This is a genomic window from Pseudomonas sp. SID14000, from assembly GCF_002165135.1.
Classification (GTDB): Bacteria; Pseudomonadota; Gammaproteobacteria; order Pseudomonadales; family Pseudomonadaceae; genus Aquipseudomonas.
In genome coordinates this window covers 87,980-101,436 of sequence record NZ_NFZQ01000013.1, presented here as the reverse complement: position 1 = coordinate 101,436, position 13,457 = coordinate 87,980, and the positions used below count along the sequence as shown (strand labels likewise).

General features: G+C 63.4%; 12 protein-coding genes. 5 read left to right on the top strand and 7 right to left on the bottom strand.

Annotated features, from left to right (window positions below; translation table 11 throughout):
• Window position 1: 1 nt before the first annotated feature.
• The 3 genes from CAY82_RS19985 to CAY82_RS19975 all read right to left on the bottom strand — a co-directional run bounded on the left by CAY82_RS19985 (window position 2) and on the right by CAY82_RS19975 (window position 2,633).
• Window positions 2-1,360, bottom strand: coding sequence for a TolC family outer membrane protein (locus tag CAY82_RS19985; protein WP_087502741.1), 1,359 nt, complete (start codon window positions 1,358-1,360; stop codon window positions 2-4).
• 312 nt (window positions 1,361-1,672) lie between these two features.
• Window positions 1,673-2,038, bottom strand: a complete 366-nt coding sequence (locus CAY82_RS19980) for a YbaN family protein (protein WP_025340149.1) — start codon at window positions 2,036-2,038, stop codon at window positions 1,673-1,675.
• A 7-nt stretch (window positions 2,039-2,045) separates the two neighbouring features.
• A complete protein-coding gene (locus CAY82_RS19975) occupies window positions 2,046-2,633 on the bottom strand; it encodes a YecA family protein (protein ID WP_025340148.1) in 588 nt (195 codons plus the stop codon).
• Window positions 2,634-2,879: 246 nt separating this feature from the next.
• Between CAY82_RS19975 and recQ the strand changes: the two genes are divergently transcribed.
• The gene (gene recQ / locus CAY82_RS19965) at window positions 2,880-5,027 is read left to right on the top strand and encodes a DNA helicase RecQ (RefSeq protein ID WP_087502740.1); all 2,148 of its coding nucleotides are present in this window, start codon (window positions 2,880-2,882) and stop codon (window positions 5,025-5,027) included.
• A gap of 150 nt (window positions 5,028-5,177) precedes the next feature.
• The gene (locus tag CAY82_RS19960) at window positions 5,178-5,615 is read left to right on the top strand and encodes a MarR family transcriptional regulator (protein WP_087502739.1); all 438 of its coding nucleotides are present in this window, start codon (window positions 5,178-5,180) and stop codon (window positions 5,613-5,615) included.
• A gap of 129 nt (window positions 5,616-5,744) precedes the next feature.
• On the opposite strand, the gene CAY82_RS19955 is transcribed toward CAY82_RS19960, so the two are convergent.
• Window positions 5,745-7,931, bottom strand: coding sequence for a patatin-like phospholipase family protein (locus CAY82_RS19955; protein ID WP_087502738.1), 2,187 nt, complete (start codon window positions 7,929-7,931; stop codon window positions 5,745-5,747).
• Window positions 7,932-7,999: 68 nt separating this feature from the next.
• Here CAY82_RS19955 and CAY82_RS19950 point away from each other — a divergent pair, with 68 nt between their 5' ends.
• Window positions 8,000-8,281 (top strand): SelT/SelW/SelH family protein, encoded by a 282-nt coding sequence (locus tag CAY82_RS19950; protein WP_003259082.1) that lies wholly within the window; start codon window positions 8,000-8,002, stop codon window positions 8,279-8,281.
• Between the two features lies 1 nt (window position 8,282).
• On the opposite strand, the gene CAY82_RS19945 is transcribed toward CAY82_RS19950, so the two are convergent.
• Window positions 8,283-9,173, bottom strand: coding sequence for a DMT family transporter (locus tag CAY82_RS19945; RefSeq protein WP_087502737.1), 891 nt, complete (start codon window positions 9,171-9,173; stop codon window positions 8,283-8,285).
• 495 nt (window positions 9,174-9,668) lie between these two features.
• Between CAY82_RS19945 and CAY82_RS19940 the strand changes: the two genes are divergently transcribed.
• Window positions 9,669-10,472, top strand: a complete 804-nt coding sequence (locus CAY82_RS19940) for a UDP-2,3-diacylglucosamine diphosphatase (protein ID WP_087502736.1) — start codon at window positions 9,669-9,671, stop codon at window positions 10,470-10,472.
• Window positions 10,473-10,499: 27 nt separating this feature from the next.
• Here the strand turns inward: CAY82_RS19940 and CAY82_RS19935 are convergent, their stop codons facing one another.
• Entirely contained in the window at window positions 10,500-10,811 is a 312-nt protein-coding gene (locus tag CAY82_RS19935; RefSeq protein WP_087502735.1) for a DUF962 domain-containing protein, read from the bottom strand.
• A gap of 153 nt (window positions 10,812-10,964) precedes the next feature.
• On the opposite strand from CAY82_RS19935, the gene CAY82_RS19930 reads away from it, so the two are divergent.
• Window positions 10,965-12,026: an AraC family transcriptional regulator gene (locus tag CAY82_RS19930; RefSeq protein ID WP_087502734.1), complete on the top strand. Its 1,062-nt coding sequence runs from the start codon at window positions 10,965-10,967 to the stop codon at window positions 12,024-12,026.
• On the opposite strand, the gene CAY82_RS19925 is transcribed toward CAY82_RS19930, so the two are convergent.
• Window positions 11,983-13,437: a TrkH family potassium uptake protein gene (locus CAY82_RS19925; RefSeq protein WP_087502733.1), complete on the bottom strand. Its 1,455-nt coding sequence runs from the start codon at window positions 13,435-13,437 to the stop codon at window positions 11,983-11,985. The genes CAY82_RS19930 and CAY82_RS19925 overlap by 44 nt on opposite strands.
• Window positions 13,438-13,457 lie beyond the last annotated feature (20 nt).

Here is a 13,457-nt window from a genome sequence, read left to right as displayed (position 1 = left end):
ATCAACGCATCTCAGGCAAACGCGCCTCGGTGCGTACTTCGGTGGTCGCCAGCGCTTCCGGCGGCAGCGAAATACGTTGCTTGCTCAGCAGCTCGCCCATGGTCGCCAGCACGCGGTAACGCGAGAACTCCTCGGTGTAACGCACTTCGGTGTAGCGGCGGTCGGCGTTGTACAGCTCGTTCTCACTGTCCAGCACGTCCAGCAGGGTACGCTGGCCCAGGCCGAACTGGTCCTGGTAGGCGGCACGCACGCGCTTGGTGGTCTCGGCGTATTCACGCGCAGTTGGCAGCTGCTTGCTGGCGTTGTTCATGGCGTTCCACGCCAGGCTCAGGTTTTCGGTCAGTTCACGCAGGGCATTGTTGCGGATGTCCAGGGCCTGGTTGATCTTGTGCGCGTCGGACTGCAGGCGAGCCTTGTCGCTGCCGCCGCGGAACAGGTTGTAGTTCATCTCCACGCCGGCTTGCCAGTCGTTGTTGTTGTGGCCTTTCTCGCCGCCGGTGTTGTTGTTGGCACCTGTGGCCAGAATGGCGTCGAAGCGTGGGTAGAAGGTCGATTTGGCCACTTCGTACTGCTGCTCGGCAGCATTCACGTCAGCCTGGGCAGACTTGATGTACGGGTTGTTCTGGCGCATGCCGTCACGGGCCTCATCTAGGGTGCCAGGCACCTCGCCCTTGATGGTCTGCGGGCTTTCCAGCTCGTCCGGCATACGGCCGACGACGCTGAAGAAGTTGGCCTCGGCATCGGCCAGGTCGACTTCGGCGGTGTCCAGGTTGTTTTCCGCCAGGGCGCGACGTGCGCGGGACTGGTCAAGGTCGGCGGTGCTGCCGACGCCGCGCTCGTTGCGCAGGCCGATCTGGTCGTTGACCCGCAGGTGGGCTTGCAGGTTGTTCCTGGCCAGGGTCACCAGTTCACGGCGCTTGAGCACTTCCAGATACACCTCGACTGCACGCAGGGCGACATCCTGGGCAACGGCCTGGGTGTAGTAGGCGCGGGAAGTGGAGACCGCTTCGGTGCGGCCCACTTCATTCGAGGTGTTGAAACCGTCGAAGATCATCTGCCGCAGGCGCAGCTCGGACTGGGTGTAATTGAGGGTTTCCTTGTTATGGTTGCCCTCGGCACGAGTAGTGGTGTTGTCCGAACGCTGGCGGCCATAGCCAGCGACCAAATCCACGGAAGGGTAGTAGCCACCACGCGCAAACTTCACATCTTCATCGGCCGACAGCTTGCTGTTGCGGTTGGAGCTGACTTGCGGATGGTAGTCCACGGCGCTCTGGACCGCCTCGGTGATCGACATCGCCTGTACGTTGGCACTCGCCAGGGCCAACAGTAATGCACTGGTGATGGGGTTCAAAACGCGCATGGTACATCTCCCTGATCCTGGAATTGATCCTGCTGCTCGCCAAAAAAATGACGATAAAGTTATCGCGTATAGTGTTGCAGGTTTTTAACAACACAGCTAAGTACATTCAACGCGATAGATAAGAAGATTTCTTCATATCAAATTGCCATATAAGACATAAAATGTCTAATGTGACAGCGGAAAAAGCATGGAAAAGAGCACCTCGAAAAGCCTTTAAAGCTAATGAATACAAGGCTTACGAACGGTTCCAGAATTATTTCGGCTAAGGGAGATGTCAGTTAGGCGAAATTGATATCTGGCGACAAAATATTGTCACTTTGGCTTGTGCAGGGTTTTCTGACTGAGAATGTACAGGCTCACCAGTACGGCGCTGGTCAACATGAAGGTGCGTGCCCAGAACAGGGGCACCAGATAGCACGACAGGCCGATGCTGGCCCACATCAGGCCGATGGCGTAGACCTTGCCTTTGAGGGGGATGCCTTCACCACTGAGGTAGTCACGGATCCATGGCCCGAGCTTGGGGTGATGGACCAGCCAGTGGTGAAAGCGCGGCGAGCTGCGGGCAAAGCAAGCTGCCGCCAATAGCAGGAACGGGGTGGTGGGCAATACCGGCAGGAAAATCCCCAACACCCCCAACGCGACGCTGAGCCAGCCGGTGGCCAGCAGCAGGTAGCGCACAGGCGACTTAGTGGTGGCGTGGCTTTAGCAGCGCCGGCTTTTCGTCAGGGGCGTGCAGCAGCAGGAACAGCGCAGTCAGCGCTTCGGGGATCTGTACGATCATGTCGTCCTGCAGGTTGGCATTGCTGGCGATGTCGGCGAACTCTGGCTGCTCGTCGAACAGGCCCGAGCCGACCATGATCGGCAACAGCATCTCGCTGACTTCTTCCTCGGCGTTCTCGAACCAGGCCTCTTCACGCAGGAATACGCCTTCCATGAAGCCGATGCACCAGCCGCGCAAGTCGGAATCGTCCGGCTCGTCGGTCAGGTCGAGATCGCATGGCAGCTCGAACTCGTCGTCGCTGGCCAGCTGGCGTGCGATGTGCGCCTTGAGCGCCACCAGGGTGGCCTCGATCTCGGTGCGCTGAGCGTCGCTGGCGTAGTGCGGCTCTTCGGCGAACAGGGCGTCGATCCACTCGCGTTCGGGCACTTCCTCGGCATTGATCGACAGAGCGGTGAGGTAGCCGTGGGCGGCGACATAGTCCAGCGCTTCTTCGTGCAGCTCGTCGGCGTCGAGGAAGGCTTGCAGGCGGGTCAGTTGCTCGGCGAAGGACATTACAGGGCTACCTTGGGGAATAAACGATAACGAATTCTAGCACCTTGCGACGGCAGCGGGGCAAAGGGAACGTCTATCGCTGTGGTGCCCTGCGCTGGGCGGTGCTGCGGTATACTCCGCGATTTTTCATCCAGGGGCAGGTTTTGCCGGCTGCCTGGCAAAAACCGCTTACGCATTTGGCGTGTGCGGGGCGGGTTTTTCGTCCAGCCTGTATCCAGGATGGTACGGCGATTTGTGGAGTTGCACATGCTCGAACAGGCTCAGCGCGTTCTCAAGGACGTCTTCGGCTACGACAGTTTCCGCGGGCGCCAGGCAGCGATCATCGACTGCGTGGCCAATGGCGGCGATGCCCTGGTGCTGATGCCCACCGGCGGCGGCAAGTCGTTGTGTTTCCAGGTGCCGGGGCTGTTGCGCCCGGGCCTGACGGTGGTGGTCTCGCCACTGATCGCGCTGATGGACGACCAGGTCGCCACGCTCGACGAACTGGGCGTGCCGGCCGCCGCGCTGAACTCCACGCTGACGCCGGAGCAGCAGCGTGACCTGGCCGGGCGCCTGCGCCGTGGCGAAGTGAAGATGCTGTACCTGGCGCCGGAGCGCCTGGTGCAGCCGCGCATGCTCGACTTCCTGCGCGATCTGGATATCTCGCTGTTCGCCATCGACGAGGCCCATTGCGTGTCGCAATGGGGCCACGATTTCCGTCCCGAATACCTGCAACTGGGCCAGCTGGCCGAGCTGTTCCCGCATGTGCCGCGCATCGCGCTGACCGCCACCGCCGACATGCGCACCCGCGAAGAGATCGTCCAGCGTCTGCACCTGCAAGGCGCCGAGCGCTTCCTGTCGAGCTTCGACCGGCCCAACATCTTCTATCGCATCGTGCCCAAGGAGGCGCCGCGCAAGCAGCTGATGGCCTTCCTCGGCGAGCGCCGCGGCAACGCCGGCATCGTCTATTGCCTGTCACGCAAGAAGGTCGACGAAACCGCCGCCTTCCTCTGTGACCAGGGCTTCCCGGCGCTGCCGTATCACGCTGGCCTGGCTGCCGAGACGCGCGCGGCCAACCAGCACCGCTTCCTCAATGAGGAAGGGCTGATCATGGTCGCCACCATCGCCTTCGGCATGGGAATCGACAAGCCCAACGTACGCTTTGTCGCCCACCTCGACCTGCCCAAGTCGCTCGAGGCGTACTACCAGGAGACCGGCCGTGCCGGCCGTGACGGCCTGCCGTCCGATGCCTGGATGGCCTACGGCCTGCAGGATATGGTGATGCTCAAGCAGATGCTGCAGAACTCCGAAGGTGACGAGCGCCACAAGCGCATCGAGCAGCACAAGCTCGACGCCATGCTGGCCCTGTGCGAAGAAACCCGCTGCCGCCGCCAGTCGCTGCTGGCCTATTTCGACGAAATCCTCGAGCAGCCATGCGGGCACTGCGACAACTGTGTCGACCAGGTGCAGACCTGGGACGCCACCGAGCCGGCCCGTCAGGCGCTTTCGGCGGTGTTTCGCACCGGCCAGCGCTACGGCGTCGGTCACCTGGTCGACGTGCTGCTGGGCAAGGACACCGAGAAGGTGCGCAATTTCGGCCACGAGAAGCTCTCGGTGTTTGGCGTCGGCAAGGGCCTGACCGAGGTCGAGTGGCGTTCGCTGTTCCGCCAGCTGGTGGCGCGCGGCCTGGTCGACATCGACCTGGAGGGTTACGGCGGCCTGCGCCTGTCCGACAGCTGCCGGCCGCTGCTGCGTGGCGAGGTGACCTTGCAGCTGCGCCGTGACCTCAAGCCACAGACCACCGCCAAGGCCTCGTCGTCCGGTGGTGGCAGCCCGGCCAGCCAACTGGTGCGTGCCGAAGAGCGCGAGCTGTGGGAAGCACTGCGAACCCTGCGACGCAAGTTGGCCGAGGAGCACAGTGTGCCGCCCTACGTCATCTTCCCCGACTCGACGCTGCTGGAGATGCTGCGCAGCCAGCCAGTCAGCCTCAGCGACATGGCCCAGGTCAGTGGCGTGGGCGCGCGCAAGCTGGAGCGTTATGGCCAGGCCTTCCTCGAAGTGCTGAACAATAGCGGCGGCACCGACGAGGCGCCGAAAGTGGTGCTCGACCTGCGCCACGAACTGGTCAGCCTGGCTCGCGCCGGCATGACCCCGGCGCAGATCGCCGGGCAACTTAACTGCAGCGAGAAAAACGTTTACAGCCTGCTGGCCGAGGCGCTGGGGCGCCAGGAACTGAGCCTGGAGCAGGCCTTGGACCTTCCGGAAGACCTTTTGATGGAAGTGCAGGATGCCTTCCTCGATGGCGAGGGCGAGCTGCCACCGGTGTCGGCGATTGCGCCGCTGTTCGGGGGCCGGGTGCCAGAGGGCGTGCTGTATTGCGTGCGTGCGGCGCTGGCGGCCGAGTTTGAACTGTGAGTGGCGACAGGATCGAAGGCAGAACTGCCATCTGCTGACCTTCGTCATGTTTTTTGACGATTATCGAGCATTCCAGAGGGCCCGAGCCTTGCCTAGCGGGACGGGGCATGGTTAGCTGCCTAATAATTAGATCTGTTCAATGAGTTGCTTATGCCCCTGACCGACAACCAACACCGCTTCGGCATGCAGCTGGCCCAGATGTCCCGGGGGTGGCGTGCTGAGCTGGACCGCCGCCTGGCCGGGCTCAATCTGTCCCAGGCGCGCTGGCTGGTGTTGCTGCACCTGGCCCGCTTCGAAGATGCCCCGACCCAGCGTGAACTGGCCCAGAGCGTGGGCGTCGAAGGCCCGACCCTGGCACGTCTGCTCGACAGCCTCGAAGCGCAGGGGCTGGTACGCCGGCAGGCGGTGCTGGAGGACCGGCGGGCGAAGAAGATAGTGCTGTGCCCACCGGCCAAGCCGCTGATCGACCAGATCGAGACCATTGCCAATCAACTGCGGGTGGAGCTGTTCACCGGGGTGGACGAGGCGGACCTGCAGGTGTGCATGCGGGTGCATGCCAGGATCCTGGCCAACCTGGAGAAATCCTGATCAACCTGCACCCGCGATCGTTGTAGGAGCAGCCTTGTGCTGCGAAGAGGTCATTCCAGGCACAGAACATCTTCTGTCAAACCAGCCTCTTCGCAGCACAAGGCTGCTCCTACAGGTTCAGTGCAGGCCCTAGAAGGTATGCCCCAGGTTCAGGTACACCGCCTGCTCATGCGCACTGTTGGCCCCGTAACTCAGGTTCAATGGCCCCAGCGGCGTCTCCAGCCCCAGGAAGATGCTCGCCGCATTGATGTACCCGCTGTCGAACTCGTTGTCGTTGTTCCACGCCCGCCCACGCTCCAGCGACCCGCCGATGTACAGCGGGAAGTCCAGCGGCACGTAGGCCCGTGGCGTCAGGCGGCGGTAGTAGACCATGCGCATCAGGCTCACGTTCTGCCCAGAAACCGAGTCCTGGCGGAAGCCTGACAGCTCCCGAGCCCCGCCCAGCACGAAGCTCGAGGTCACCACTTCGGTTTCATCCAGCGTGCGCCCGTAGCGCCCGCCCAGCACGAAGGTGTTCGGCCCACTGCTGATGGCCTTGTCCAGGTTGAACATCCACTGCCGGTAATCCTGGTCCGAATCCAGCGACTGGTCATATTTGCGCAAGGTCAGGCCGATATCCTCGCCGCGGTGCGGGAAGTACACATTGTCGAGGGTGTCGAACGAGTACTTCAGCTCGTAGAACCCTTCGTTGAAACTGACCTTGGGCAGGTCCTGATCGCCGATGCGCACCTCGGCCTCGCCCCAGGCCTTGCCCACGCCCAGGCGCACTTCACCGTTGGTACCGATCTGCCGCCCCACGTTAAGGCCAAAGCCGTAACGCTCCAGGCGGTACTCGGCCACCGGGTCGTTGTCCAGGGTGGCTTCGATGTTCTGCGAGCCGAAGTCCAGGTACGGCGCGATGAAATAGCGCGAGCCCACGTCCAGCGGCTGGTAGAACTCGCTGTACAACTCCTGCTGGTCGCCGATCTGGCCACGGGTCAGCCATTCGGCGCCGAGGCTGTTGATGCCGTTGACCCGGTAGCTGGCGCCCAGGTTGAAGGCGCTGTCGCCGCGCAGGTCGTCCGACAGGTTCAGGCCCAGGCGCAGGTAGTCGGTGCCCCCGCGTCGGCCACGGGCATTGATCACCAGGGTGTTGTCGTCGCCCTTGTGCACCACTCGGTACTGCACCCGGTCGAAATAGTCCAGGCCATACAGCGTGCCCATGTCGGTCTGCAGGCGGCCCAGTTCCAGCGGCGCATCGATTGGCTGGCGGATGTACGAGCGGATGACCTCGTCGCTGACCTTGGAGTCGTTCTCGATCCTGATCGCGGTGATCGTCGGCGTGCGCTGGCGCGGCGAGCGGGCCACGGCCAGGCTGCTGTCGCCTTCGGGCCGGCGCAGGGCGGCCAGGCGCGGGTCGAGCAGGCGGGTGGCGCGGTAGCCGGCCTCGATCATTTCCCGGGCGCGGCCAAAGTCGGTGACGCCGAAGGCGGTCAGCGGCGGCTGGATGAGGATGTCGTCGCGGTGCAGGCTGGCCAGTTGTTCTTCCGAGTTGCGCCGGGTCATCAGGGTGATCGACTGGTTGAGCACGTCGACCACCGTGGCCAGCTGTTTGCGGTCACGCAACGGGGTGCCGATGTCGACCACGATAGCCAGGTCCACACCCATTTCGCGGGCGACGTCCACCGGGATGTTGTCGACCATGCCGCCATCCACCAGCAGCCGGCCGTCCAGCTCGACCGGGGCGAACACCGCCGGGATCGACATGCTGGCGCGGATCACCTGGGGCAGGTGGCCACGGCGGAACACCACTTTTTCGCCACTGGCAATGTCGGTGGCTACTGCTCGAAATGGGATGGGCAGCTTGTCGAAGTCACGGGTGTCGGCGGTGTGCGCCAGCTTGCTTTCCAGCAGCAGCGCCAGGTTCTGACCCTGGATCACCCCCAGTGGCAGGCCCAGGCTGCCGTCATCGCGAAAGCTGAGCTTCTGCTTGACCAGGAAGTCGCGGTCATCCTGCTTGCGCCGGAACGGCACGTCCTTGCGCGGCGGGGCATCGGACAGTGCCTGTTGCCAGTCGAGGGTGGTGGCGAGCTTTTCCAGCTCTTCGACACTGTAGCCCGAGGCGTACAGGCCGCCGACCACCGCGCCCATGCTGGTGCCGGCGATGGCGTCGATGCGCACGCCCTGTTCCTCCAGGGCCTTGAGCACACCGATGTGGGCCAGGCCACGGGCCGCGCCACCCGACAGCACCAGGCCAACCTTGGGCCTGGCCGGTTCGGCGGCGAATACCGTGAGGGAGGTGAGGGTGAGCAGGAAACAGAACAGCAAACGGCGCATCGTGAGTCTCAAACCGTGGGCTAAAGACCGCTAGTATAAGCGGCCCCCCACCCTGGAGATGCCTCACCATGGCCGACAGCAAACCGGAAATCGTCATCACATATTGCACCCAGTGCCAATGGCTGCTGCGTGCCGCCTGGCTGGCCCAGGAACTGCTCAGCACCTTTGCCGACGACCTTGGCCGAGTGGCCCTGGAGCCGGGTACCGGCGGTATCTTCCGCATTACCTGCAATGGCGTGCAGATCTGGGAGCGCAAGGCCGACGGTGGCTTCCCCGAGGCCAAGGTGCTGAAGCAGCGGGTGCGTGACCAGATCGACCCGCAGCGTGACCTGGGCCACAACGACCGCTGAATCAGGCGCCCTCGGCCAGCGGCCGCTGCCTGGGCGGTTGCTCGGTGGCCAGGCGGCTGGACAGCACGATGGCGAAGATGATCAGTGCGCCGCCCAGCAGCATGCGCAGGGTTGGGGTTTCGGCGAATACCACCCAGGCCACGGCAATGCCGTAGACCGGTTCCATGCCGAATACCACGGCGGCAGTGCGCGCCTTGATCACCGACAGGCTGGCGACGAACAGGCTGTGCGCCACGCCGGTGCAGAAGATGCCGAGCAGGGCGATCCACAACCAGTCTATTGTGGCTACCCCTGGCAGCTCCGGCGCCGCGAACGGCAGCAGGCACAGGCCTACCACCAGGTTCTGCCACAGTGCCGACTGTACCGCCGGCAGGCGGCCGGAGCCGGCGCGATTGGTGAGTGACAGCAGGGAGAACAGCAGCCCCGACAGCAATGACCAGAGCAGGCCGCCGGTGGCTTCGCTGGCCAGGTCGAATGCCGGGGTGACCAGCACAAGGCCAATGCTGACCAGCACTACCAGCACAGCCTCTTTGCGGCGGATGCGCTCGCGGAACAGCAGGCCCTCGAGGATTACGGTAAAGGCCGGGAAGCTGGCGAAGCCGAGGGTGGCGATGGCCACACCGGCCACCTTTACCGCGATGAAGAAGCTGACCCAGTGGCCGGCCAGCAGCACGCCGCCGAGCAGCAGGCGGCGGGCGTCCTGACCGCTCAGGCGTTGCCAGCCCGGCCCGGTCAGGCTGGCGAACAGGGCCAGGGCGAGCACGGCGAAGGCCGCGCGGCCGAAGACGATGATCGCCGGGCTGGCGCTGGCGGCCAGTTTGCCGAAGACGCCGGTGAGGCCGAAGAACAGCGCGCCGATGTGCAAGGCGCCGAGGGCGGTGCGGTGGTTCATGGGGGGCCTTTTGGACGAGGGGCGCAGTTTGCTGCGGTGGCTGGTTGAAAGGTTGGAAAGGTACATGCCTGGGGATTGTATAGGGGGCTACTGGGTGTTTGCCTTGGAAATTGTCGGACCTTCGAGATCGAGCGCCGCCCGCGCGGCGCTTCGCGGGACAAGCCCGCTCCCACATCTGTTTCGGGCCAATTGCTCCTGTGCCAGGTGGGTTGCAGCCTTGGTGCATGGCTAAAGATTGATGAAGAGCAGTCGCGCCTCCCCCTCGATATCGAATGGAACAAACAAGGCGGACACAGGTGCCCTCACAGGAGTGACTGGCCCGAAACAGATGTGGGAGCGGGCTTGTCCCGCGAAGCGCCGCGCGGGCGGTGCGCGATCTCAAGAGCGCTAGAAATCTATTGTCGTACACCTGGCAGCTCATCATCCGTAACCTACCTGCCACTGCGCTGTCATCCGCGCCTGCCAGTCTCCAGCAAACTGCGCCGGAGCCTGCCCATGACCCATGCCGAATTGTCCCGTCCCTCGCGCAAGCAACGCGTGCGTACCCTGTGGGTTTCCGATGTGCATCTGGGCACCCGCGACTGTCAGGCCGAACACCTGTCGCAGTTCCTCAAGGGCTACCAGGCCGACCGCATCTACCTGGTGGGCGATATCATCGATGGCTGGAAGCTGCGCGGCGGAATCTACTGGCCTCAAGCCCACACCAACGTGATCCGCCGCCTGCTGACCATGAGCAAGCGGGGCACCGAGGTGATCTACGTCACCGGCAACCATGACGAATTCCTGCGTCGTTACTCCAGGCTGATCCTCGGCAACATCCAGCTGGTGGACGAGGCCGAGCACCTGACCGCCGATGGCCGCCGCCTGCTGGTGATCCATGGCGACCAGTTCGACGTGATTACCCGTTACCACCGCTGGCTGGCGTTCCTCGGTGACCGTGCCTACGAGTTCACTCTGGTGCTCAACCGCTGGCTCAACCACTGGCGTGCTCGCTATGGATACGGCTATTGGTCACTGTCGGCGTACCTGAAGCACAAGGTCAAAGGCGCGGTTAACTTCATCAGCGACTTCGAGGATGCCATTGCCCACGAGTGCACCCGCCGTGGTTTTCATGGTGTGGTGTGTGGGCACATCCACCATGCCGAGATTCGCCAGGTGGGAGAGGTGGAGTACCTCAACTGCGGGGATTGGGTGGAGTCGTGCACGGCGCTGATCGAGCATTGGGATGGCACGATCGAGCTGTACCGGTTGGCCGAGGCGCAGGCGCAGGCAGCGGCGGCGATGCGCGAACCGGCGTAGGGCTTGAGGGCCCAGGGGCGGCAAAGTCTAAAGGCTGATCCTGCCCACCAGGATATCCCGAAACATTACGAAATCTCCCAGCAGGCTGTACAGCGGATGGGTAAAGGTCGCTGGCCGGTTCTTTTCGAAAAAGAAATGCCCGACCCAGGCAAAGCCGTAGCCGAACAGGGGCGTGGCCAGCAGTAGCACCCATTTGCCACTGCCGATGGTATAGGCCAGCAGGGCAATCACCAGGCTGGTGCCGACAAAGTGCAGGCGGCGACAGGTGGGGTTGCTGTGCTCCCCCAGGTAGTAAGGATAGAACTCGGCAAAACTACGAAACTGCGCTGTGCGGTTCATGGCAGTGCTCCGGGATTAATACTTCTGGACAAGATGCACGGCATGGAGCCTGATTCGAGTCTAGAGTGATTGGCGGCGCCTACCACTGACAATAGGCGCCAATTGAATATCCTTGGGGTTCACCGCAGGAGCGGTCAGCATAAGAAGCCTGTCATGAGCGAAAGAACCACGTCAGCCAGCTGGGCATCAGGGATCGTGAAGGCACTTGAACTGGAAGGGCTGGACTGCCGAGCCATGTTCAAGCAGCTGGGGCTGGATTTCGCTGCCCTCGATGATCCCGACGCGCGCTTCCCCCAGGACTCCATGACCCGGCTGTGGCAACTGGCGGTAGAACTGTCGGGCAACGAGGCCATAGGCCTGAACATGGCGAGGGTGGTGCGGCCGGCGTCGTTCCATGTGGTGGGTTATGCGTTGATGTCCAGCCGTACTCTGGCCGAAGGCTTCGAGCGCCTGGTGCGTTACCAGCGCATCATCGCCGAAAGCTCCGACCTCAGCTTCGTCCTCGGCCCCGAGGGTTATTCGCTGATCCTGACCGTGCACGGCGACCATCTGCCGCCGACCCGGCACAGTGCCGAAGCGTCGCTGGCCTGCGCGCTGGCACTGTGCAGCTGGCTCAGCGGTAGGCCGGTGCTACCGCGTCGGGTGCTGGTGCAAGGGCCGCAGCCAAAGAATATCGAGCCGTACAAGGCAGCGTTCCATTCGCCGCTGGTGTTCGGCGCTCCGCACGATGCGCTGGTGTTCGAGCGCGCCGACATGGAGGCACCGCTGCCCACCGCCAACGAAGCCATGGCCATCCTCCATGATCGCTTTGCCGGCGAATACCTGGCGCGTTTTTCGGAAACCCGGGTCACACACCGCGTGCGTCAGGTGCTGTGCCGTATCCTGCCACAGGGCGAGCCCAAGCGTGAAACCCTGGCCCAGGCCCTGCACCTGTCGCAGCGCACCTTGCAGCGGCGGCTGCAGGAGGAAGGCACCAGCTTCCAGACCCTGCTTGATGACACCCGACGCGAACTGGCCGAACAGTATCTGGCGCAGCCAGGCATGACCCTGCTGGAAACCGCCTACCTGCTGGGTTTTGCCGACCCCAGCAACTTCTACCGGGCGTTCCGCCGCTGGTTCGATGCCACGCCCGGTGAATACCGCGCCCGCCTGGGCACGGAGCCCGAGGCGGTCAGTGACGCCAGAACGCTGGCATGCACAACACTAGCACGGTGATGATTTCCAGGCGGCCGAGCAGCATGCCGCTGGCGAGAATCCACTTGGCAGCGTCCGGCAGCGTGGCGTAGTTACCCGACGGACCGATCACTTCACCCAGCCCCGGGCCTACACCCGAGACCGTGCCTGCAGCGCCGGTCAGGGCGGTCATCCAGTCCACGCCAAGCAACGACAGCAGCAGCGCCATGACACAGATGGTGATGGCGAAGAAGAACGAGAAGGTCAGGATCGAGCGCACGATTTCTTCGTCGAGACGGTGGCCGTTGTACTTCTGCTTGATCACCGCGCGCGGGTGAATCAGCTGGTTGAGGCTGGCCTTGAGCAGGATGTAGGCGACCTGGAAGCGAAAGATCTTGATGCCACCGGCAGTCGAGCCGGAGCAGCCGCCGACGAAGCCCAGGTAGAAGAACAGCATCAGTGAGAAGTTACCCCACAGGCTGTAGTCACCCAGGGCGAAGCCGGTGGTGGTGACAACCGAGGTCACGTTCAGTGCCACGTGGCGCAGGGCGTCGAGCCAGTGCAGGTTGGTGGTGGCCCAGTACCAGGTGCCAAGCACCAGCCAGGTGGCTACCAGCATGCCGAGCAGGCCCTGCACCTGCTGGTCGCGGATCAGTGCCTTGCGGTTGCCACGCAGGGTCGCCACGTAAAGCGTGAACGGCAGGCTGCCCATGATCATCACCACCACCGCGACCCAGTGCACGGCCGGGATATCCCACTTGGCCAGCGACTGGTCGGAGGTGGAAAACCCGCCGGTGGAAATCGCCGACATGGCGTGGTTGATTGCATCGAACGGGCTCATGCCGGCCCACCAGAAACCCAGCGCGCCCAGGATCGAGAAGCCGACGTATACCCCCACGATCGACTTGGCGACCATGTGCGAGCGCGGCATGACCTTCTCCGAGCGGTCGGACGACTCGGTCTGGAACAGGCGCATGCCACCGATGCGCAGCAGCGGCAGGATCGCCACGGCCATGCCGATGAAGCCGATGCCGCCGAGCCAGTGCAGCATCGAACGCCACATCAGGATGCCAGGGGACATGTTGTCGAGCCCGCTGAGCACGGTGGCGCCGGTGGCGGTGATGCCTGACATGCTTTCGAAGAAAGCGTCGGTGTAGCTGATGTGCTGGGTCAGCAGGAACGGCAGCGCGGCGAACACGCACACCACCAGCCAGCTGCTGACGGTCAGCAGGTACATGTCGCGCGGGCGCAGGTGCACATGTTCGGGGCGGCCCTGGAGCACCAGGGCCAGGCCGGCGATGAAAGTGATCAGGCTCGACCAGAGGAACGACGGCATGTCACGGGTGCGTTCGAAAATCACCAGGGTCGCCATGGGCACGGCCATGCTGACGGCGAGGGTAATCAGGAAGATGCCGATGATGAAACCAATGATCCTTAAGGTCGGCAACGCCATGTGATCTGCTCTGACTCGAA